Below are 21452 nucleotides of genomic sequence, written 5' to 3'. Positions count from 1 at the left end.
TTCTTCCTCCCGTTAGTCCAGTATCATGTCCTTTAATGTTCCTCCCGGCTGGATCATAGGATATACCAGTTCTTCCGGATCCAGGATAAATTCGATCACTACCGGCGTCCTTTTGCTTTCTCTTGCCTTTTGGAACGCCTCCTTCACCTCTTCCTGTCTGGTAACCCGCAGTCCCACGGCTCCATAGCTTTCCGCCAGCCTGACAAAATCCGGAACATAGGGCCAGTCTTTTGGTACTTCTGTTTCTGTTTCCAGATTTGTCATGGAATACCTTTTTCCGTAAAACAGCTTCTGCCACTGTCTTACCATTCCCAGCACTCCATTGTTGAAAATACAGCAGATCACCGGTACTTCCTCTATCACCGCCGTAGCCAGCTCCTGAATACTCATCTGGATCCCTCCGTCGCCTGATATGGCGATCACCGGTACTCCCGGATTGCCGATCCCGGCTCCTATGGCTCCCGGAAGTCCATAACCCATGGTTCCCAGACCTCCCGACATATGCAGCCTCTTCTTTCTGGTCAGTTCCAGGTACTGGGCTGTAAACATCTGGTGCTGCCCCACGTCCGTGATGACAATGGCCTCCTCAAACATCTCATTGATGGTTTCTATGATAGACCTGGGTGTCATGCCGGCTTTTTTCTTCGTCCCTCCCAGCGGATGCTCCCTGTCCCACGCTTCGATCCTTTCAAGCCAGGCCTCCCGCCGGCAAGGCGTCACATAGTCCAGCATCCTGCTGACAGCCTCCTTGGCATCTGCCACTACAGGCACGTCCACCTGGACATTTTTGGAAATCGCCGCCGTGTCGATGTCAATGTGAACGATCTTGGCGTGAGGGGCAAAGGAATGCAGTTTTCCTGTGATCCTGTCGTTAAAACGGGTTCCGATGGAAAACAACAGGTCACATGCGTTGACTGCCATATTTGCCGCATATTTTCCATGCATCCCCAAATTTCCCACAAACAGCGGATGGTTGGTGTCGATGGCGCCTCTTCCCATGACGGTAGTCACCACCGGCACCTGCGTCCTTTCTGCCAGTTCCTGAAACAGCTCTCCCGCTCCGGCAATGTTTACCCCGCCTCCTGCCAGAAACAGGGGCTTCTGCGCCTTTTCCAGCATTTTGACCGCCCGTTTCAGCTGGCCGATATGTACGCCTGTGCTGGGGCGATAGCCCCGGATATTTACAGTCGCCGGGTATTCTGCGCTTCCCAGCTCTGCCATCACATCCTTGGGCAGGTCCACCAGAACAGGACCCGGTCTTCCGGTTCTGGCTATATAAAAGGCTTCCTTTATGATCCTCCCAAAATCCTCTCTGTTTCGTACCGTTACTCCATATTTCGTGATGCTTCTGGTGATCCCTACGATGTCCACTTCCTGAAACGCATCATTTCCGATCAGATGCCTTGCCACCTGTCCTGTGAAGCAAACCAGTGGAACACTGTCATAATAAGCTGTTGCAAGCCCCGTGACCAGATTGGTGGCTCCCGGTCCACTGGTGACCAGACAGACTCCCGTCTTTCCTGTAGTCCGCGCGTAGGCGTCCGCTTCATGTACCAGCGCCACTTCCTGCCTGGGCAGTACGATCCGCAGATCTCCCTGCTTATAGATCTCATCTCCGATGTCAATGGTACAGGCTCCCGGATATCCGAAAACCACCTCTACCCCTTCCTCCTTCAACGCCTTGACCAACAGCTTATTTCCACTGATCTTTCTCATCTGTCCGCCTCCTTTTTCTCACTCTGTTCCTTTCTTCTTCCGCCCTCTGTCATGCCTCTTTTTTGTACCTGCCTTCAGTGGCTGCTCTCGCAACCCTTTTCCTGGAAGCATTTTCAGGCATCCGCTGATGCCGCTTCCCCCTCCGGCTCTGCAGCAGAATTTTGAGATGCGACTGCTTCCATGACTTTTTCTGCAATCCGATCCCAGGAGATCTCTCCTGTATCTGCCCGGCCTTTTTGGGGATGGTTCAGACTTTCCCGTATCTGCTTCGCCAGATCTCTCTCAAACCTTGCCAGTTCCTCCGGCCGTGCCTGTTCTCCCTGCGCCGGAAGCTTCACATAACGGATATCCCCCTGTCTGACGTAGGTGTCCAGCCATTGTCTGACGCCTTCAAACTCTGACATGACCACACGGCTCCCGCAAGCCAGAGCCTCGATCACACAAAGCGGCAGTCCTTCTGCAAAAGAGGGAAGAACGAATACATCCCCCTTCCGATAGACTTCGGCCAGCTCCTCCTGCGGCAGTTTCCCCAAAAATCTGACCGGATAAGGCGCTTCTTCTGCCAGCTTCCGGATCTCCTCATATTCTTTTTCGCTGCCGGCTCCTCCTGCCAGCAAAACCTCCAGAGGATACGCTTCCTCTTTCAGATAGCACAGACTCCGAAGAAGACTTTTGACTCCTTTTTTTTCGGAAATCTTTCCTGCAAATACCAGACGCAGCTTTCCATCCTCCGGTCGGCCGCCCGCCGGTCCGTCTCCCTCCGTGTAAAAAATGTGGCTGTTATACCCGGCTCCCACCACCTGTATCTTTTCTGTCTCCACCCCAAACATCCCTACGATCTCTTTTTTCTGTTCTTCATGCAGGGCAAAGATTCCATCCAGCTTCCTGATCTGTGTCAGGATCCGTTCTTTCTGAAATGCTGTCTGACGAAGCTGTAAAAGATCCGTATTGTGGCAAAACCCGTAGATCCGCTTTTGGGGAAACCACTCCCTCACCAGGGAGGTGAGAAAGTACAAATGGTGGCACAGGATCACATCCGGCTGAAATTCCGTTACCGCCTGAAAGATCCTGCGCCGGAATCCCTGCAAAAACTGCGCCGTCATTTCCTCATCCATATCCTTGTAGCGAGTACTGGGATAAGGCATTTCATCCGACATGCCCACTATGGGGTAGGGAATATCCTCTTGGAACCATACCGGGTAGTGCCGTATCTCTGTCTCAAATTCCCGGACGTCCTCCCGGTAGATCCCGGAAACCACCGCCTGAGAGACCCAGCGCCGCTGCAGCGCCTTTACCAACTCCGTCAGATAGACCCCGCTTCCTGTGCTGTGAGGCTTCTGCGCCGTAATGCTTAATAGCTTCATGATATCCTCTCATAAATGGAAAATATATATTCCAGATCAAAATAGGTCTGTTCCTCTCCCACCTGGGTCATCTTCCACCCTTCTTCTCTGTCCAGATCAGGGAAATAGGTATCTGCATCATACTTGTGGAACACTTTGGTAATGTAGGCTTTCTTGCAGTAGGGCAGGAACTGCCGGTAAATGCTTTCTCCTCCTATGATATAGACGTCTTCCTCCGCATACTGCTTCAGTTCTTCCAGTACCTCCTCCATGCTGCCGCATACTACCGCGCCTTTTGCCTGGAATCCGGCGTCTCTTGTCAAAACAATATTGACCCGGTTTTTCAGGGGCTGCCCGCCCGGAAAGCTCTCCAGTGTCTTTCTTCCCATTACCACGACTTTCCCCGTGGTAGTTTCCCGAAAAAACTTCATATCCTGGGGAATGCTGACTAACAGCCGGTTTCCCTTCCCGATCGCCCAGTTTTCGTCTACCGCTACAATCAGATTCATCTGTTCTCCTCCTTATATTGCCACCGGAATCTCTGTGATCTGCGGATGTGTCTGATAATCCAGCAGCTTTACATCTTCCCTGGTAAAATCGTAGAAATCCTTGATCTCCGGATTCAGCCACAGTCTGGGCGCCGGAAAAGGTTCTCTTTGGATCAATTCTTCTATCATAGGTACATGCCTGTCGTAAATATGGGCATCTGCGATCACATGCACAAACTCTCCCACCTGCATATCGCACACCTGGGCCAGCATATGCAAAAGAATAGAATACTGGCACACATTCCAGTTGTTTGCCGCCAGTACATCATTGGACCGCTGGTTTAAGATTCCGTTTAAAGTCAGCTTCTCCTGTCCGGCTTCCTTGGTCACATTAAAGGTCATACTGTAGGCACAGGGGTACAGATGCATCTCATGCAGGTCTTCATGCACATAAAGATTTGTCAGGATCCTCCTGCTGTAGGGATTGTGTTTCAGGTCGTAGATCACCCTGTCTACCTGATCAAACAGCCCCTCTTTGTACATGTGTTTTTTCTGCATCTGATAACCGTAGGCTTTTCCGATGGATCCCGTTTCGTCTGCCCAACTGTCCCAGATATGACTGTTTAGATCCTGGATGTTGTTGGATTTTCTCTGCCAGATCCAGAGCAGCTCGTCGGTGCAGCTTTTGATGGCCGTTCTGCGCAGGGTCAAAGCCGGAAATTCTTTTGCCAGATCATACCGGTTCACTACTCCGAACTTCTTGATGGTATAAGCCGGCGTCCCGTCCTCCCAGACAGGGCGGACTTTTTCCCCTCTGGTATCGGTACCTGTTTCTATGATATCCCTGCACATCTGTATAAATAGATTGTCTGCATAGCTCATTCTGTGTATTCCTCTCTGATTTTACCTTATTTACATACCCTATAGTGTATCATGGTTTTTACAGAAAGAAAAGACATTCTCCTTAGCCTATTTTGTTCTCTTTCTGCCGGATTTTAACAAAAAACAGGGATAAAAGCTTTGGCTGCCTTCATCCCTGTCCGATATGGTTTCCCATGCTCCCCTATTAACTACAACATCCTGCCAGCACAGATTCCAACGCCTTGGCGCTGCTGCTGTGGGCCCGTTCTACCGGTATGTCATACCGCTGTGCTTCCTTTAGTGCACAATGCACCATTTTGTGTGCTACGGTGGAGGTAAACAAGATGATCAGATCCGGCTGTCCGATCTGTGTCTTCAAATTGCCTACCATTCGTGTGAATACCTTTGCCTTACATTTGTGTTTTCTGCAAATTTCTTTATACTGCTGCTCCATTCGCTCGTTTCCGCCGATGATCACAACACTCATACGTTCACTCTCCTCTTAGCCGCCTCAAAAATCCACTTTTCTATGCGTTTCCCGCCAGCGCTTTTCCGGCACTTTTGCATAGATCAATTGCTTCCTGATCCGGTTCCATGTTCGCTATGACTCCTGCGTCCCCTGACAAAACAGCTCCCGCATTCTTCATTCTCTCTTCCCAGCTGCGCATCCATTCTCCGTCTCCCCAGTCATAGGAGCCAAATAAAAGAATCTTCTTTCCCGACACCTTGCCTTCCAACGCTTCTACGAATGGTTCCATTTCCCCTTCTTCCAGAACCTCTTCTCCCATTGCCGGGCATCCCAGCGCAAATACTGCGTTCCCCGCCAGCTCCTCCGGACTGATGGCATCGATCCCCAGTACCGTTGCCTCTGCTCCTCCTTCCCGGATTCCTGCTGCAATGGCCTCCGCCATCTTTTCCGTATTCCCCGTTCCACTCCAATAAACTACTGGTATGCTCATTGTTCCATCCTCCTTGACTCTGTATTTAAGCAGTTTTTTTCAAAATGTCCTGTATGTTTTTTCCCAGGAAAAACTCCCGCACTGCACATTCTCTCGCTTCATCATAGGTTTTGAAAATAGATCTGGCCTCCTCCGGATTGTGATAGACCTTCCAATATCCGGAAAAAAGGCAGTCCTTTCCCTTCCGACGGATAAAGCTTTGAACATCGCACAGCGGGTAATCCAAAAACACACCGATCTCATGAGGAAATCCTCTGTCTGCCTGAAAGTATCTGTTTACCCTCACTTCCAGTCTTGCCAGTTGCTGCTTCAGCCCCTCTTCCCTGTAGCCAAACTCCCTTAGAAAACATCTGGCCTCCCATCTTTCCAGGCGACGCTCCAATGCTTTTTCCCAATAAAAAAACACCAAAAATCGTCCTTTTCGTTCCGACAGGATCCTGTATTTTACATCTGTCCCGTCAAATAACGTATATAATTTTTGATAGTCTTTCTTTTCCAGGGTTATGGCACAAGACGGCTTCAAACCTTTTAAAAAGGGGGAGCACTGCAGGATCAGCTGACATACCAGCCTTTTCCCGGCATGTTTCTGTGAAAGCAGATAAGACACAAGCTTTGCCGACATAGTTCCTCCTTAAGTTCTCATTTTGAAATTGATTCTCATTTACAATAGATAATATATCATACCCTTTTTTCTTTTTCAACTATGATTTGATATTTTTCACATTTTTTGATGTTGTTTGATGTTGGATTCTTTCTTGTCCCTCTAAAGTTTTTTATAAATCTTCCCCTTGCATAAAAAAGAGAAGCAGATATCACTCCACTTCTCCAATCATTCATAAATAAATTTGTAAATATCTCCATTTATAGTAATGCTATTATCAATCATCTCGTAAATCAGAAAATGCTCATCGAAAACATTCTTCCATCTTTTATATTTTTCTTTTGCAGAAGAAATTGGAATAAAATAATTATAACTTTCTATCCCAACAATAATTCCAACAAATGGTTTAATACTGCTTCTATATGACGGGTTGGAATAAACTTCCGAATCTATTTGATTTAGATATTCAAGGTAATCTGGATTTACAGTATAAAATCCATATTTAATCGCTTCTGCCATTTCCTTCTCCTAAAAAAACAGAGAGGTTTTATCCTCTCTGTTCAGACTGTAGACAAAATAAAGCCGAGATTTCTCTCGACTTTACTCGGCAGCTTTTGGTTCAATGGAACTACAGATGAGGACTACACAAAAACACCTAACATCCTTCCTTTTCTCTGCGCATCCGCCGAAGTTCTCTTCCTGCAAACAGGATCGCTACCAGCGCCGCAGCACCATCTGCGATGGGGCCGGCATACATCACGCCGTCTATCCCAAACAGCAGGGGAAATAGCAGGATCAACGGTAGTAAAAACAGGATCTGTCTGGTTAGAGACATAAACACTCCCAATCCTGCTTTTCCGATAGAGGAAAAAAATCCGGTAGACATAGGCTGGATCCCATTGATAAACACCATGAACATAAAAATCCGGAAATATCTGCGGGCAAATTGAAAGTATTCTTTACTGCCTGTTCCAAATATGGATACCAGCTGATCCGGAAACAACTGAAATATGATAAAAAACAAAATCCCTACTGCAACTGCCACCTGAAAAGCCCGCAGGTAGGTTTTCCTGACTCTGTCATAGTTTTTGGCTCCGCAGTTAAATCCCCAAATGGGCTGACACCCCTGAGAGATTCCGATACAGATGGCCATAAATACCATGTTTACTTTGGAGATCACTCCCACACAGGCAATGGGAATATCCGACCCATAAACGGAATCTGCCCCGTATCGCCGCAGCACGTTGTTCAGCGTGATCTGAACGATCGCCATGGCCACCTGGTTCAGACTGGAAGCGACTCCCAAAGAGGCAATGACCTTCAGATAACGCCATCTGGGTACCAGCATTTCTTTTCGAAGTACCATCTTTTTCTGTTTCCAGAAATAAAAGAGCACCATCAATCCCGATACGGTTTCTCCCAATACCGTTGCCCACGCTGCTCCTTCGATCCCCCATCCAAACACAAAAATGAACAGCGGGTCCAGAATCGTGTTGAGAATGGCTCCTGTCAGCATGCAGTACATGGAGTAGGCCGGACTTCTGTCAGCCCGGATCAAATGGTTGCCTCCTGTAGTCAAGACAAGAAACGGAACACCAAAGGCGGTAATCCCTGTATAGGGTCTGGCATACTCCAGAATCTGCCGGGTTCCGCCAAACAGATGTAGCAGCGGATCCAGAAATACCAGCGTAATGATCGCGATCACAGTTCCGCTGAACAAAAGCATGGACAGGCTGGTACCGGCAACACTGCTGGCTTCCTCTTTCCTGCCCGCACCCATCAGCAGGTTATAATTGGAGGCGCCTCCGATCCCAAGCAGCAAAGCGACTGCCGTACAGATAATGGACACCGGAAATGCAATGTTTGTCGCTGCATTTCCCAGCATCCCCACGCCCCTTCCGATAAAGATCTGGTCTACAATGTTGTACAGAGAACTGACCAGCATACTGATAATGGCCGGAAAAATAAACCTTGCCATCAAAATCCCGATTTTTTCCTCTCCCAGAGGATTCCTTGTGTGTACTTCTTCTTTCATCTTTCTTTCCCTTCTTTCTCGTATGACTACAGTATAACACGTCTCCTGTCGAATTTCTAAGGGGAAATCGCACAAAGGCATGTCTGATGGAAACGGACTTCTTGAAAAATCGGTCCATGAAATCCTTGAAAAAGGAAATTGTATAAAAAAGAATTGACATTTTTCACCATTTGTTGTAGACTAACTATTGTTCGTAAGAACATCTTTGCGACAGTGGCTCAGCTGGTAGAGTACGACCTTGCCAAGGTCGGGGTCGCGGGTTCGAACCCCGTCTGTCGCTCTCTCAGAAACAGTATCCTGGATGATCAGGGTACTGTTTTTTGTTTTCGCAGGAAAATTGCGAGTTATATTTGAATTATAGGACAAAATATTTTAAGAGTTATAGACCAACACGTTTTGTCCTATAAGCCGAAATTGTGGAATTATAGAATTGTAGAGTTGTAGGATAAAATGTGTTCCATGAAACAAAAGCTCCCTCTTTACTTGTGATGCGGATCATGTTCTATCGTTCTTCTCCTGTGATAATGCGCATGTTGCGCTTCTGTCTTTATATGCGTATGGACATGCTCGTGCCGGATTACATGAATGTGTGTGATGCCGCCGTGCGTATGAAGGATCCTGTGTTCATGAAGATGCGAATGAGATTTCATGAGAGTATCCAGGATCACAAAGACCGTCCCCACGATCATGACCACCAGGGCAACGCTATAGGCTGCCGATAATTTTTCCCCCAATAACACAAAAGATAAAAAGGAGCCTAGAAACGGAGCGGTGGCATAGTAGGCGCTCGTCTTGGCTGCGCCCAGGTCTCTTTGTGCTCTTATATATACAAATATGCTAAGTCCATAAGATGCAAATCCCAGCAGCATCGCCGATAAAAGATATGGCAGCTTCGGAATAGTTTCTCCCAAAAACAGGCCGATTGTCAGCGCTCCTCCCCCTGAAAAGAGTCCCTTTATGATGACGATCTGATAGATGCTTTTCTCCGCTATTTTGCGGGTGCAGTTGTTTTCAAATCCCCAGCAGATGGTAGCAAGAATGACGAATAGGGAGCCGTATGTGATGTCCAGGCCTGTCGTTTTCTGATAAGAAAGCAGGATGCTTGCCGTCGTTATCAAGGAAATGGCGATCCAGAGTCTTTTCGTGATCTTCTCTTTAAAAATAACGAGAGCAACGAGAGAAGTTGCGACAATTTCAAAGTTTCCCAAAAGAGAAGCCCCGGCTGAAGAGCCGTACCGGATCCCCAGCATCAGGAGAATAGGCGCCGCGATATCAAGAAGGATCATGCCAACTACATAAGGCAGGTCTTCTTTTGCAAGCTTATCCTCCTCTCTCCCTTTCTTTCCAGAGAAAAGGCGTAGGATTCCCACGCCGGTCCCGGCTCCCAGATAAAGCAATCCCGCCAGAAGCGTCGGTGAAATATAGGGGAAAAGCATTTTGGAAAACGGCACGTTTATCCCGTAAAAAACTGCTGCCAGTAACGCATATATGATCGGCAATACTTTCTTACTCATCAAACCTTCCTCATACCTCCTCATTTTCTGTTCCTAATCCATATCCTCAAATGCAGACAGTCCAGTCTTTGCGATCTGTTTCGAGTCGCCATGCCTCACAAAAAACATAGTGACAAAGGCCGCCGTCACAAAAATTGCCGCATAAGGGAATAAGGTTCCCATTCCAAACTGATCCATCAACATTCCCGAAAGAATCGGCGTGACTACCTGTGCTGCCATGGATGCAGTATAGTAATAGCCCGTATATTTTCCCACATCACTTCCACTGCACATTTCTACCACCATCGGAAAGGAATTTACATTGATCGTAGCCCAGGCGATCCCTGCCAAAGCAAAGAATAGATTCATCAGCAAAGCGGGACTGTCGGAATTTAATGTCATAGCCCCCAAAAATGCTGCCGCCAGCATTATCACTCCTGCCATAATCGTCTTTTTTCTTCCGATTCTTGAAGCAGCGATCCCGACGGGGAGATAGGATACGATCGCTGCGATCTGTGCTATCATAAGGGTCAGATTATAGTCTTTATGGAGAACCGTCGTCGCGTACACAGAGTATTTGGATGTGACAGCATTATATCCCATGAACCAGAACACGATAGACGCCAAAAGAAACAACAGCGACTGAAACTGTCCCTTCCCCAAGTCTCTCTTCTCTGAAATTTCCTCTTTTTCTTCCTCCTCCAATCCATATTTTCTACTTTCTTCCCTCATTTCTTTCACAAATGTCACTTCATCGACGGTAAATAAAAACACTACCAAAGCAGCTATCATCAGTCCTCCGATCACAGAAAAGAAGGGCAGATAACTCATCATGGAATTTGAAAGGGCACTTGTTTTGAAGAAGACCCCCAAAATAAGAATCAGTATTCCTCCTGCCGTTCCCATTAAATTTATTACGGCATTGGCTTTGGATCTGAGAGGCTTCACCGTTACGTCCGGCATCAATGCTACCGCCGGCGCCCGGAAGGTTGACATTGCCAACAGAAGGAGCAGCAAAATCGCCATGAACAGGAAAAGAACCCACCTGGAATCTCTGGTGATCTCCCGGACATAAGCCTGTCTTGCCGGAACGACATAATTGGTATAAGCATGATTGGTCTTTGTTTTTCCCTCAACCAGAACAGTGCTTGGAATGGAGGAAAACGTCTCCTTTTGAAATTTTTCCCCAAGAGTAAACCTCTCTCCCTGAGGCGTGACCAGCTCCCTGTCTTCTACCGCTTCGTAAATGGTAGACAACGCCGCTCTGTCGTCAATTTTGGATACCTCTTCTATCTTCGACAGCTGTATCCTGTCAACGAAAGAAAGTGACAGCAGTGCAATGACCGCAACGATCGTACCTGCAACAATGAAGGGAGTGCGTCTGCCTCTGGGGTTTTTGGATCTGTCTGAAAGGGCGCCAAAAAGAGGAAGCATAAATAAGGCAAGTATATTGTCCATTGCCATGATAAAACCGGACCAGGACTGGGACATACCAAATTTATTCGTTAAAATCATTGGAATCGTGTTGTCATAAGCCTGCCAGAACATACAGATCAGAAAAAATGCAAATCCTACACAAAGGGTTCTTTTATAATTTAGTTTCATCAGAGTACTCCTTTTCGCAAAAGTCTTCTGGTTGGAATTGTTTACATCAAATTCAAATATGGTACAATATGAGGAAAGGAAATCTCACATGAAAAGAGAGGAAAAATCTACATGGTATTTATTTTTTATATACTTTTTATCCTGTTCTTAATTTTCTGCCTGCTGGCATTTTTAGCAGCCCCCTCTCCTAATGGACTTGGCAGGTTCAAAGCTCTTGATACCCGTTACTTTGCCCATCGGGGTCTTCACACAAAAGACAGGACCGTTGCCGAAAACTCTTTGGAAGCCTTCGCCCTGGCCTGCGAAAGGGGATATGGGATCGAGCTTGACGTGCAGCTTTCAAAAGACGGAAAGGTCGTTGTTTTTCACGACGATACGTTAAAGAGAGTATGCGGTATTGACAAGAGAGTTGACCAATTGACTTACGAAGAACTAAGAAACTTAAAGTTACACCAGACAAAAAGTAACATCCCCCTGTTTTCAGAAGTCCTTGCTCTGGTAAATGGCAGGACTGCTCTGATCGTAGAACTGAAAACCGGTAGAAACAATCCGGTTCTCTGCAGAAAAACTCTGGAGCATCTGCGAAGGTATGAGGGGAAATACTGCATTGAAAGCTTCGATCCGCGGATTGTCGCCTGGTTTAAAAAGCATGCTGAGAATGTTGTCCGTGGGCAGCTGGCCGCTCCCGTAAATTCCTATGGAGAAAGTGCATCCAGGGGAGTCTCTCTCCTGATGTCCTTCTGCCTTTTGAACTTTATGGGCCGCCCCGATTTCATTGCCTATAAAAATGTTCCACGTCCGTTGCCCGTAAGATTAAGTGAACTTATGGGTGCGGCAAAGGTTTGCTGGACCAGCAGACAGCCTCACGACAACGCCGGAAACACCGCGGAAATTTTTGAATTTTATGAGCCTGAAAAAACCTGCGCCTCACTGATACAGCCTTCTTAAGAGAATTCTTTCTTGACCAGTTCCTTTTTGTACCTCTCATACCACTCCTGGAAGCTTCCGTCTCCCTGCGGATCCTCCTGGAATTTCTGCATCAGGTCTGCCGCCATTTTTTCCACCGGAAGCAGCTTTTCATAGACCTTTTTTTGATACTTCCAGTACTCTTCCTCTCCGCCGTACCCCTCGATCACATCCTCCAGCATCTTTCTGGAGGTTTCATCCAGTTCGTCCATGTTCTGAAGTTCCCTGATTTTCTCTTCTATCTCTTTCTTGCTGGCTGTGTAACCCTGTCTACGTGCTTCTTCTTCCAGCGCCGCCGACTCTTTTACATAGATTTCCGCCTGCTCCTTTGCCTGCTTTTCTCCCATCCCCTGTAATGTAAAAAAGTAAACGGTCCGCTCATAATCTTCCATGGTGATCACGGCATCCTTTCCCTCCAAGTAAATTTCCTTCGTTGCTCCTGATCTCCCAGTTGATCTTTGATACCGGCCCCATTCCTTAGCTGCGTCTTTGTTCACTGTCTCATTTTCTCTTGCCGGATCCTCTGCTTTGGTTAACGAACCCACATATAATCCGCCCATACCCAACAACATCACCAGCACAAAAATAAGCCTTTTTTTCATTCTCCCACCTCGCTTTCAACGGCATTTCTAACACAACACTTCTGCTCGACCAAATAGCGCCCCTGCACCAAATAGACATTCCTGGTTTTCCTTTTATGGAGCCTTAGTACCTTTCATTTTCGCCGGCGGCAAAATGATCCTTCCCTCCATAAAGAACGCTTTGTTATTTGTTATTATATGTTTATTTCATTGTTTTATCAATTTATTTCTGTATCGCTATCCTTTTTTTAATTTTCTTTTTTATGTCAATCTGTTTCCACGTTTCTATTTGTTCATACATTCCGTAATTAGCTTGTCATTTTTGCCGTTTCTGTAACAGGAAACATGTCTTAGATCTGTTTCGAAATAACATTTCTTTTAATAGCTGCCAAATATTATGGACCGTTGAATTTTTTCTGTTTGGCCAGTATCCTGCCGCTATTTCCTGGTTTCTTTTTTGTCTGTCTGTTTTGTCAGCATAAAAAAACACCGCCTTTCTGATTCCGTTCTGTCAGAAAGGCGGTCGTAAACATAGAAAACCCGGCTTTTCTCAGGACTTTGTCCATAGCCTGCCGCGTCCTTATAGGACTTTTATACGTCGTCATAATTCCAAATCATTTCCGCAAATCCACTACACGATAGCGGTCTGCCAGAGATTTCAGCCGTCTCGGTACATTCGTAATGCCAGCCTTTTCTGATATCAGGCATGTCTATAACGGCTGCTCTGTCGTTCGGATGGCAAGTCCCAGCTCTTCCAGTTGGGAGGTCTCTACCCTGCCCGGCGCTTCCGTCATCAGATCGGAGGCATCCTTTACCTTGGGGAAAGCGATCACATCACGGATGCTTTCTTCTTTCGCCATCAGCATGGCAAGACGATCCAATCCGTAAGCCAGTCCTGCGTGAGGCGGTACCCCGTAACGAAAAGCTGTCAAAAGGAAACCAAACTGCTCCTGGGCCTGTTCTTTGGTAAATCCCAAAACTTCAAACATTCTGCTTTGGATAGACGGATCAAAGATCCTGACACTTCCGCCGCCGATCTCATTGCCGTTCAGGACAATATCGTAGGCTTTTGCGCGGACACTGCCCGGATCACTGTCCAGTTTTTCCAGATCCTCTTCATAAGGCATGGTAAACGGATGATGCATGGCAGTATAACGCTTCTGATCCGGATTCCATTCCAGCAGCGGGAATTCAGTTACCCACAGGAAACGGAACACGTCTTTGTCTGCCAGTTCCAGCTGTCGCGCCAGTTCCAGCCGCAGCGCTCCCAATACGTCCCAGACGATCCTGGTTTCATCTGCCGCAAACAAAAGCAGGTCTCCCGGTTCTCCCTCCATTGCGCCGATCAACTGCTGCATTTCCTCTTCTGTCAGGAATTTGGAGAAAGAGGATTTGATGGTTCCGTCCGGCAGGATCCCCAAATAGGCCAGTCCCTTTGCTCCGTATCCCTTCGCAAAGTCCACCAGCTTGTCGATCTTTTTCCTTGGCATCTCCGCCTGCCCCTTGACGTTCAATCCCCTGACTGTGCCTCCGCCTTCAACGGCTCCCCGGAACACGGCAAAAGAAGTGTCCTTCACCGTTTCCGTCACGTCAGTCAGTTCCATACCAAATCGGATATCAGGCTTGTCCGAACCGTAACGGTCCATGGCTTCCTGCCAGGTCATCCGCGGAATGGGAAGCTCCACCTTTTCTCCCAGGATTTCTTCAAACAGGGATGCCAGAAGTCTTTCATTCACATCCAGCACATCTTCCACGTCCACAAAAGACAGTTCCATATCTATCTGGGTAAACTCCGGCTGCCGGTCTGCTCTTAAGTCCTCATCCCGGAAGCATTTTGCCACTTGAAAATACCTGTCGTAGCCGGCACACATCAAAAGCTGCTTAAACAACTGGGGAGACTGAGGCAAAGCATAGAAATTCCCCGGATGTACCCTGCTTGGTACCAGATAATCCCTTGCCCCTTCCGGGGTGCTTTTGATCAGTACCGGTGTTTCTATTTCCAGAAATCCTTCCCGGGCCAGAAACTGACGCGTCAAAGTTGCCAGCCGGCTTCGCAGGATCAGGTTTCTCTGCAGATCCGGTCTCCTAAGATCCAGATACCGATACTTCAGCCGCAGTTCCTCCTTTGTCCTGGAATTTTCCTCAATGGGAAACGGCGGTGTTTCGGACTCCGACAGGATCCGAAGCTCTGACGGGAGGATCTCAATCTCTCCGGTAGCCAGATTTGTATTTACGGCTCCTGATCGTCTTGCCACCTTTCCCCGGACTGCCACCACATATTCCGAGCGAAGAGAAGCCGCCTTTTCCCGCAGCGCTTCGTCTGTCTCATCGAATACCGCCTGGATGATCCCGGAACGGTCCCTGATGTCTGTAAAGACCAGACCTCCCTTATTTCTGTTTTTTTGTACCCATCCCATGACGGTGACTTCTTCGCCCACCTGTCTGTCTGACAATTCCGCACATCTGTGGGATCTTTTCAACCCCTTCATTGACTCTGCCATATCTACTCTTTCCTTCCTTTTATCCTTACCCTCTTCTCAGATAGAATCTATATAAAAATCAGTGATCTCCTCGTATCCTTCTGCCTGCAGCTGTTCTTTCTGAAACCTCTTATTTTTCTTCATGTATGTCACCAGAACCTGATGCCCGCTTCTTCTTTCCGCAGCAGCCCGCTCCAGCATCTTCTGCACCTGCGCACCTGACAGCTTCTTTTCCAGAAGATATGCTTTTTTCGCTTTATGATGCGGGATTCGATACCCTCGTTCCAAAAGAAGCATAACGATCCGTTCAAATCCAATGGAAAACCCACATGCCGGAACATCCTGCCCGGTAAATTTCCCGATCATCCTGTCATATCGGCCGCCTCCTGCAACAGAGCCTCCAAAACCATTCATGCGGATCTCAAAAATCGTTCCGGTGTAATAAGACTGTCCCCGTACCATGGTAGGATCAAAACAAATCGAAAAGTCTGCCGACTTTGCTTTGTCAACACTTTCCATGATCTGCTCCAGTCCCTCTGCCGTCTCTGTTTTCAGATGGTCTCCCAGAGTGTCTTTCAGATACCGGATCCCTGACACATCCGGACTGACGGTGTCAAAAAGATCCAGGTAGGTGGCGATGTTGGTCCGGGCATATCCCATCTGCGCCAGTTCTTCCGCTACTTTTTCTTTTCCGATCTTGTCCAGCTTGTCCAAAATGATAAACACCTCGTCGTAATCCTTTTCCTGGAATCCGCTGTAGGAGGCCATGGCTTTTAAGATGTTTCGGTCATTGATACACACGGTAAAGCCGGAAAAATCCAGTTTTCCCAACAGCTCCGTCGTAGCGAGGATCAACTCGATCTCCGCCAGATTTCCTGCTTCTCCCAGAATGTCAATGTCACACTGGACGAATTGACGGAATCTTCCTTTCTGGGGATGGTCTGCCCGCCATACCGGACCAATCTGCATGGCCCTAAAGGGAGACGGCAGCTCGCTGACATGGTTAGAATAATACCTTGCCAACGGAACCGTCAGGTCATACCGAAGCCCTCCGTCCACTACGTCTATTTCTTCCTGCGCTTCCCGGATCTTCAGCTTTTTTCCTCTTTTTAAAATCTTGAAGATCAGCTTCTCATTGTCTCCCCCCTGCTTGCTGCACAGGTTTTCAATATGCTCCACACAGGGAGTTTCCATGGAGGAAAACCCGTAGGTTTTATAGGTTTCTTTTACCAGTCCGAGCACATGATCCCGGATCTCCATTTCCTCCGGAAGTATATCCTTCATACCTGTTATCGGCTTTTTCTTCAACGTCATAACCACTCTTCCTTTCTTGCCAGCATCTCCTCCACACGATCCATATAGACGTCGATCGCTTTGCTGTTTTCTATACGGATCAGATTCGTCATTTTCCCTTTTTGCTCCACCGCTTCCTTCAGCAGGATCTTGGTGGAAGCACCGGCTCCCGCCGCTACGATAGACTGCTTTTCTTCCATAATTAGTATATTGTATATTCCCGCTTTGTCAACCTTTGCATATCCTACGTTTTCAAAGTTTCCCGCGATATTTTTCTGCCGGTAGAGATAATAGGGATGCAGCCCCATGGACCGGGCCGCCTCTGCCGAGATCCTCGTCATTTCCTCCATTTTCCTGGCAAACGCCTCTTCTCCGGCTCCAAAATCCTGAACGGAAAGTTTTGCCGCCCGCTTGATGGCCAGCGCATGAACAGTCAGGCTGTCCGGTCCCAGTCGCTCCACCTGCCGCATGGTATCTGTCACATCTTTTGGCTCCTCTCCCGGAAGTCCCAGGATCAGATCCATGTTGATATTATCAAAGCCCTCTTCTCTTGCCTGTAAGAAAGCTTCCTCTACCTGTCTGACGGTATGGCGTCTGCCTACCAGATCCAGGGTCCTTTGCTGCATGGTCTGCGGATTGATGGAAATCCGTGTTACCGGATGTTCTTTTAATAGCTTCAGTTTTTCTCCCGTAATACTGTCCGGTCTTCCTGCTTCCACCGTATATTCCAGCAGAAACTCCTGGGAGAACTGCCGGTCTATCACCTCCAGAAGCCTTTTCAGCTGACGGGCATGCAGGGCGGTGGGGGTTCCGCCTCCGATATAGATGGTATTCAGCCGTTTTTCCTTACAGGCCCGCCCCAGAAATTCCAGTTCCCTGCACAGGGCATCCAGATAGGCGTCCGACCGGGATTCCCACGTTTCCCAGGTTCCCGACCCAAAAGAACAATAGCTGCACACGGTAGGACAAAAAGGAATCCCCACATACAGGCTGTACCCTTTTTGGGTATCCAGTTTTTCCAGGATTTTTGCTTCTCTTTCGGAGATCTCCCAGGCCAGCCTCCCTTTTTCTTCACCGACCCGATGTGTCTCGTAAAACCATCTCAGAAACTCCTCTTTTTCCATTCCTTCTTCCATTTTTTTCATGGCAAGTTTGGTAGGACGAACGCCGGAAAGCTTGCCCCAGGCCAGCTTTTTCCCCTTGTAGTCCGAAAGTGCGTCGTACAGCTTCCGCTCCATTCTCTGCTTATATTCCCGATCCGATTCCCCTGTTCGGATGTCCTCCGAAAGAAGAAGGATCTCTTTGCCGTCTGCCCATACGCCCACATAATGAGAGGCTTCCTCCTCCACCCGGCATTGAAGCTTTGCCGATGGGAAAAAAGCCTGCACCATATGATAGGCATGATAGACACTCATCTCCCTCTTACAAATGATCGATATCATGCGCATCCCTCAATTTACAGTATGGATTGTTCCGTTTCTCATGGCCGATGGTCGTCTCTCCCATATGCCCCGGATAGACCAGTACCTCATCCGGCAGTACAAACAGCTTTTCCCGGATAGCATCCAGCAAAGCCTGGGGATCACTTTCCGGAAAATCCGCTCTTCCTATCGAATTCTGAAACAGGGTGTCTCCGCTGAACAGGATCTGTTCTGACTCCACGTAGTAGCAGCAGCCTCCCGGCGTATGTCCCGGCGTGTGGATCATGCGGAAGATACAGCCTGCCAGTTCCAGCTCCTGGCCATCCCGCAAAAAGGTTGCGCCTTCAAAAGAATATCCCTTCGTATAAGTCAGGGAAAGATTTTTCCGGGGAGCAGACAGGATCTCCTTTTCTGCCTCGCAGGCATATACCGGTACCGGATATTCCCGGAGAAATCCCTCGATCCCCATGGTATGATCAAAGTGGCCATGTGTCAGAAGGATCGCCTCTACCTGCAGCCCTTCGGTTTTCATATGCTCCATCAAATAGGAAGGACACGCTGCCGGATCGATCACCACCGTCTTTTTCGTCTCCTCGCAAATCGCCAGATAGCAGTTTGTGCTTAAGATCCCTGTTGCAAAACGTTCTACTTTCATCTCTTCTATCCTGTCGTCCTTTCTATGTCGATCACGCCCTCAATCTGCCGGAATTTCTGGATAAGTCGGGACAACTCCTCCCTTCCATTGACAATAAAGCCTGTCTCAATGGTAGCCGTTCCTTTCTTGCTGGTGCGGACGTTCAGGGATTTCACGTCTACCTCTGCTTCTGTAAAGATCTTGGACATCTCCATCAGAAGTCCCTGCCGGTCCTGTGCATACATCTTGATCTCCGCCAGATATCTGCCTCCTGCTTTTTCTACCACATCCGTCTCCCACTCTGCATCGATCAGCCGGTTCCGTTCGGCCTCTGTCAGGTGGATCATGTTGACGCAGTCCGTCCTGTGGATGGAAAGACCTCTTCCCCGTGTTACAAACCCCACGATCTCATCTCCCGGAACGGGGTTACAGCATCTGGAAAAACGAACCGCCATATCATCGATCCCCTTCACCACGATACCGCTCTTGGATTTGGCAATGTGTACTTTATTTTTGGCTGCCTCTGCCACTCTCTCCAGTACTACCTCGTCTGTCAGCTCCTGCTTGTGGTCTTTGTTGTATTCTTCCACCAGACGGTTGACGATCTGGCCTTCCTTCAAGCCGCCATGCCCCACTGCCGCCAGTACTGCCTCCCAGTCTTTAAATCCGTACTTGTTCTGAACGACAGCCTGGTACTTGGGGATCATCACCTGTGGCATGCTTACCGCCTTTGCCTTGCAGTAGGCGGCTATCATCTCTTTCCCCTTTACGATGTTGCCTTCTTTGAACTCCTTTTTAAACCACTGGTTGATCTTGTTCTTGGCCTGGGTGCTTTTTACGATCCCCAGCCAGTCCCGGCTGGGTCCTCTGGAGTTTTGCGAGGTCAGGATCTCGATCCTGTCCCCATTCTGTATTTTATAATCAATATGTACCAGCTTGCCATTGACCCTGGCTCCTACCATTTTGTTACCCACCGCACTGTGGATCGCATAGGCAAAATCAATGGGCGTAGAGCCATTGGGCAGGTTTTTTACATCGCCCTGTGGGGTAAAGCAGTACACATCCTCCGCAAACAGATCCAGGTCTCCCTTGATCAGATTCAAAAATTCCCGGTTGTCTGACATGTCTCTTTGCCATTCCAGGATCTGCCTGAGCCAGCTTAGCTTTTCTTCTTCCTGACTTCCCACATTCTTCTTTCCGTCGCCGGATTCTTTATATTTCCAGTGGGCTGCGATTCCGTACTCCGCCGTTTTGTGCATCTCCTGTGTCCGGATCTGGATCTCAAAGGGCTGTCCCACCGAACTCATCAAAGTGGTATGCAGAGACTGGTACATGTTTTGCTTCGGCATCGCCACATAATCTTTAAACCGCCCCGGTACCGGCGTATACATTTCATGGATGACCCCCAGCGCCGCATAGCAGTCCTTTACAGAATCCACAATGATCCGAACGGCAAACAGGTCATAGATCTGATCCACCGTTTTATCCTGGTTGACCATTTTCTTGTAGATGCTGAAAAAGTGCTTGACCCTTCCTTTAACTTCCGCCCGGATCCCTGCCCGCTCCATGTGGGCAGACACTTCTTTTACGATCTGCTGGACAAACTCTTCCCTTTGCGTCTTTCTGGCGTTGATCTGCTGCACCAGATCAAAAAAGGTTTCCGGCTGAGAATATTTCAAGGCCAGATCATCCAGCTCTGTTTTAATCTTGGAAATACCCAGACGCTGCGCGATCGGCGCATAGATGTCCATGGTCTCCTTGGCCTTTTCCTTTTGCTTTTCCGGCGTCATAAACTGAAGTGTCCGCATATTATGCAGTCGGTCCGCCAGCTTGATGATAATGACGCGAATATCTTTTGCCATAGCCAGAAACATCTTCCGCAGATTTTCTGCCTGGACCTCCAGCTTGTCCGACGAGTAGGACAACTGTCCCAGCTTGGTGACTCCGTTGACCAGAAGCTCTACTTCCTCTCCAAATTCCCTGCGGACAAACTCTTCATCGATGTGGGTGTCTTCCACCACGTCATGGAGCATTCCTGCTACGATCGTTTCCTTATCCATCTCCAGGTTGGCCAGGATGATGGCTACCCACAGCGGATGAACGATATAAGGCTCTCCGGATTTTCTGTATTGGTCTCCGTGAGCCTCTCTGGCAATCCGATATGCCTTTTCGATCATGGATACATCCGTGGAGGGATGGTATCTGCGGATGCGGGAAATCAGGATTCTAAAAAGCGCGTCCGGATCCTCGTAAGCCTCCTTTGCCTTTACCGCATGGCCGTCTACCTGCTCCAGCCCCAGCAGACTGTCGGGACTTAGTAAGTCTGCTGCGATCCTGTCGTCTATTGCCTCGTATGTAGTTATCTCTGACATTACCAATCCCTCCTTTCTGCTTTTCTCTATTTTCCCGGATAGATCAGAACAGAATCCACATCATAGCCCTGAAGCCGGTCTCTTCCCTTCAGTCCTGCAAGTTCCATCAAAAATACCGTTTTTACCACGATCCCTCCCAGACCTTCGATCAGGGAGATCATCGCCTCATTGGTTCCTCCCGTGGCCATCAGGTCGTCAATAATCACGACTCTTTGCCCTTTCTGAATGGCGTCCCGGTGGATCTCCAGCTCTGCCGTCCCGTACTCCAGATCATACTGGATGGAAACGGTCTCTCTTGGCAGTTTTCCCTTTTTTCTGATGGGAATAAACGGTTTGTGCAGGTTGTATGCAATGGGAACGCCAAAAATAAACCCTCTTGATTCGGGTCCCACGATCAGATCAAATTCTATTCCCGCCAGCTTTTCCTGCATCAGATCCACTGCCAGACGAAGTCCGTCTGCATCCTGCAGAACACTGGTAACGTCCCTGAATATAATTCCCGGCTCCGGAAAATCCGGAATACTTTTTACATATGCTTCTATCGGCTTCATTTCCTGTCCTCTTTTCCAATTGAAATACATTTTTTAGTATAGCATTTTTTTCC

At 48.2% G+C, this 21452-nt stretch carries 19 protein-coding genes and 1 tRNA gene; 2 read left to right on the top strand and 18 right to left on the bottom strand.

What is annotated here, in order from left to right:
* Positions 1-12: 12 nt before the first annotated feature.
* From ilvB to FYJ34_RS10555, 9 genes are all read right to left on the bottom strand, one after another.
* On the bottom strand, positions 13-1716 hold the full coding sequence (gene ilvB / locus FYJ34_RS10595) for a biosynthetic-type acetolactate synthase large subunit (protein WP_154478448.1): 1704 nt from the start codon (positions 1714-1716) through the stop codon (positions 13-15).
* 113 nt (positions 1717-1829) lie between these two features.
* The gene (locus FYJ34_RS10590) at positions 1830-3080 is read right to left on the bottom strand and encodes a glycosyltransferase family 4 protein (RefSeq protein ID WP_154478446.1); all 1251 of its coding nucleotides are present in this window, start codon (positions 3078-3080) and stop codon (positions 1830-1832) included.
* Positions 3077-3568 carry a dihydrofolate reductase gene (locus tag FYJ34_RS10585; RefSeq protein ID WP_154478444.1) on the bottom strand — a complete coding sequence of 164 codons (492 nt, stop codon included), beginning with the start codon at positions 3566-3568 and terminating at the stop codon, positions 3077-3079. The genes FYJ34_RS10590 and FYJ34_RS10585 overlap by 4 nt, the downstream gene beginning before the upstream one ends.
* Positions 3569-3580: 12 nt before the next feature.
* Entirely contained in the window at positions 3581-4429 is an 849-nt protein-coding gene (gene thyA / locus FYJ34_RS10580) for a thymidylate synthase (protein WP_154478442.1), read from the bottom strand.
* A gap of 184 nt (positions 4430-4613) precedes the next feature.
* Positions 4614-4895, bottom strand: coding sequence for a DUF2325 domain-containing protein (locus tag FYJ34_RS10575; RefSeq protein WP_154478440.1), 282 nt, complete (start codon positions 4893-4895; stop codon positions 4614-4616).
* Positions 4896-4935: 40 nt separating this feature from the next.
* Complete coding sequence (locus tag FYJ34_RS10570; RefSeq protein WP_154478438.1) at positions 4936-5367, bottom strand: flavodoxin; 432 nt, start codon at positions 5365-5367, stop codon at positions 4936-4938.
* Positions 5368-5392: 25 nt separating this feature from the next.
* Positions 5393-5989 carry a DUF3793 family protein gene (locus FYJ34_RS10565; RefSeq protein ID WP_154478436.1) on the bottom strand — a complete coding sequence of 199 codons (597 nt, stop codon included), beginning with the start codon at positions 5987-5989 and terminating at the stop codon, positions 5393-5395.
* 207 nt (positions 5990-6196) lie between these two features.
* The gene (locus tag FYJ34_RS10560; protein WP_154478434.1) at positions 6197-6487 is read right to left on the bottom strand and encodes a type III toxin-antitoxin system ToxN/AbiQ family toxin; all 291 of its coding nucleotides are present in this window, start codon (positions 6485-6487) and stop codon (positions 6197-6199) included.
* Positions 6488-6623: 136 nt separating this feature from the next.
* A complete protein-coding gene (locus FYJ34_RS10555) occupies positions 6624-8003 on the bottom strand; it encodes an MATE family efflux transporter (protein WP_173017096.1) in 1380 nt (459 codons plus the stop codon).
* 207 nt (positions 8004-8210) lie between these two features.
* Here FYJ34_RS10555 and FYJ34_RS10550 point away from each other — a divergent pair.
* Positions 8211-8283: transfer RNA gene (locus FYJ34_RS10550), tRNA-Gly, on the top strand.
* Positions 8284-8482: 199 nt separating this feature from the next.
* Here the strand turns inward: FYJ34_RS10550 and FYJ34_RS10545 are convergent.
* A complete protein-coding gene (locus FYJ34_RS10545) occupies positions 8483-9517 on the bottom strand; it encodes a DMT family transporter (RefSeq protein ID WP_154478432.1) in 1035 nt (344 codons plus the stop codon).
* 33 nt (positions 9518-9550) lie between these two features.
* Complete coding sequence (locus tag FYJ34_RS10540; RefSeq protein WP_154478430.1) at positions 9551-11101, bottom strand: MFS transporter; 1551 nt, start codon at positions 11099-11101, stop codon at positions 9551-9553.
* 111 nt (positions 11102-11212) lie between these two features.
* On the opposite strand from FYJ34_RS10540, the gene FYJ34_RS10535 reads away from it, so the two are divergent.
* A complete protein-coding gene (locus FYJ34_RS10535) occupies positions 11213-12049 on the top strand; it encodes a glycerophosphodiester phosphodiesterase family protein (RefSeq protein ID WP_154478428.1) in 837 nt (278 codons plus the stop codon).
* Here FYJ34_RS10535 and FYJ34_RS10530 read toward each other — a convergent pair.
* The 7 genes from FYJ34_RS10530 to FYJ34_RS10500 all read right to left on the bottom strand — a co-directional run bounded on the left by FYJ34_RS10530 (position 12046) and on the right by FYJ34_RS10500 (position 21399).
* A complete protein-coding gene (locus FYJ34_RS10530) occupies positions 12046-12669 on the bottom strand; it encodes a hypothetical protein (RefSeq protein ID WP_154478426.1) in 624 nt (207 codons plus the stop codon). The genes FYJ34_RS10535 and FYJ34_RS10530 overlap by 4 nt on opposite strands.
* Before the next feature lie 689 nt (positions 12670-13358).
* Positions 13359-15149 carry an aspartate--tRNA ligase gene (aspS, locus tag FYJ34_RS10525; RefSeq protein WP_154478424.1) on the bottom strand — a complete coding sequence of 597 codons (1791 nt, stop codon included), beginning with the start codon at positions 15147-15149 and terminating at the stop codon, positions 13359-13361.
* 36 nt (positions 15150-15185) lie between these two features.
* On the bottom strand, positions 15186-16442 hold the full coding sequence (gene hisS, locus FYJ34_RS10520; protein ID WP_154478422.1) for a histidine--tRNA ligase: 1257 nt from the start codon (positions 16440-16442) through the stop codon (positions 15186-15188).
* Entirely contained in the window at positions 16439-17863 is a 1425-nt protein-coding gene (gene hemZ, locus FYJ34_RS10515; RefSeq protein ID WP_154478420.1) for a coproporphyrinogen dehydrogenase HemZ, read from the bottom strand. The genes hisS and hemZ overlap by 4 nt, the downstream gene beginning before the upstream one ends.
* Positions 17844-18497 carry an MBL fold metallo-hydrolase gene (locus FYJ34_RS10510; RefSeq protein WP_154478418.1) on the bottom strand — a complete coding sequence of 218 codons (654 nt, stop codon included), beginning with the start codon at positions 18495-18497 and terminating at the stop codon, positions 17844-17846. The genes hemZ and FYJ34_RS10510 overlap by 20 nt, the downstream gene beginning before the upstream one ends.
* Positions 18498-18502: 5 nt before the next feature.
* Entirely contained in the window at positions 18503-20848 is a 2346-nt protein-coding gene (locus FYJ34_RS10505; RefSeq protein WP_154478416.1) for a RelA/SpoT family protein, read from the bottom strand.
* Between the two features lie 26 nt (positions 20849-20874).
* A complete protein-coding gene (locus tag FYJ34_RS10500; protein ID WP_154478414.1) occupies positions 20875-21399 on the bottom strand; it encodes an adenine phosphoribosyltransferase in 525 nt (174 codons plus the stop codon).
* Positions 21400-21452: the final 53 nt, after the last annotated feature.

The sequence above is a fragment of the Suipraeoptans intestinalis genome, from assembly GCF_009696485.1.
GTDB lineage: Bacteria > Bacillota > Clostridia > Lachnospirales > Lachnospiraceae > Suipraeoptans > Suipraeoptans intestinalis.
This window is presented reverse-complemented; position numbering and strand designations above follow the sequence as displayed.

Bases quoted from the DNA above. Each gene is read 5' to 3' on its own strand.
- FYJ34_RS10585 (WP_154478444.1), bottom strand. From the start codon at position 3,568: ATGAATCTGATTGTAGCGGTAGACGAAAACTGGGCGATCGGGAAGGGA.
- hisS (WP_154478422.1), bottom strand. From the start codon at position 16,442: ATGACGTTGAAGAAAAAGCCGATAACAGGTATGAAGGATATACTTCCG.
- FYJ34_RS10530 (WP_154478426.1), bottom strand. From the start codon at position 12,669: ATGAAAAAAAGGCTTATTTTTGTGCTGGTGATGTTGTTGGGTATGGGC.
- FYJ34_RS10570 (WP_154478438.1), bottom strand. From the start codon at position 5,367: ATGAGCATACCAGTAGTTTATTGGAGTGGAACGGGGAATACGGAAAAG.
- FYJ34_RS10540 (WP_154478430.1), bottom strand. From the start codon at position 11,101: ATGAAACTAAATTATAAAAGAACCCTTTGTGTAGGATTTGCATTTTTT.
- FYJ34_RS10535 (WP_154478428.1), top strand. From the start codon at position 11,213: ATGGTATTTATTTTTTATATACTTTTTATCCTGTTCTTAATTTTCTGC.
- FYJ34_RS10590 (WP_154478446.1), bottom strand. From the start codon at position 3,080: ATGAAGCTATTAAGCATTACGGCGCAGAAGCCTCACAGCACAGGAAGC.
- FYJ34_RS10505 (WP_154478416.1), bottom strand. From the start codon at position 20,848: ATGTCAGAGATAACTACATACGAGGCAATAGACGACAGGATCGCAGCA.
- FYJ34_RS10510 (WP_154478418.1), bottom strand. From the start codon at position 18,497: ATGAAAGTAGAACGTTTTGCAACAGGGATCTTAAGCACAAACTGCTAT.
- FYJ34_RS10545 (WP_154478432.1), bottom strand. From the start codon at position 9,517: ATGAGTAAGAAAGTATTGCCGATCATATATGCGTTACTGGCAGCAGTT.
- ilvB (WP_154478448.1), bottom strand. From the start codon at position 1,716: ATGAGAAAGATCAGTGGAAATAAGCTGTTGGTCAAGGCGTTGAAGGAG.
- FYJ34_RS10560 (WP_154478434.1), bottom strand. From the start codon at position 6,487: ATGGCAGAAGCGATTAAATATGGATTTTATACTGTAAATCCAGATTAC.
- FYJ34_RS10500 (WP_154478414.1), bottom strand. From the start codon at position 21,399: ATGAAGCCGATAGAAGCATATGTAAAAAGTATTCCGGATTTTCCGGAG.
- aspS (WP_154478424.1), bottom strand. From the start codon at position 15,149: ATGGCAGAGTCAATGAAGGGGTTGAAAAGATCCCACAGATGTGCGGAA.
- FYJ34_RS10575 (WP_154478440.1), bottom strand. From the start codon at position 4,895: ATGAGTGTTGTGATCATCGGCGGAAACGAGCGAATGGAGCAGCAGTAT.
- thyA (WP_154478442.1), bottom strand. From the start codon at position 4,429: ATGAGCTATGCAGACAATCTATTTATACAGATGTGCAGGGATATCATA.
- FYJ34_RS10565 (WP_154478436.1), bottom strand. From the start codon at position 5,989: ATGTCGGCAAAGCTTGTGTCTTATCTGCTTTCACAGAAACATGCCGGG.
- hemZ (WP_154478420.1), bottom strand. From the start codon at position 17,863: ATGATATCGATCATTTGTAAGAGGGAGATGAGTGTCTATCATGCCTAT.
- FYJ34_RS10555 (WP_173017096.1), bottom strand. From the start codon at position 8,003: ATGAAAGAAGAAGTACACACAAGGAATCCTCTGGGAGAGGAAAAAATC.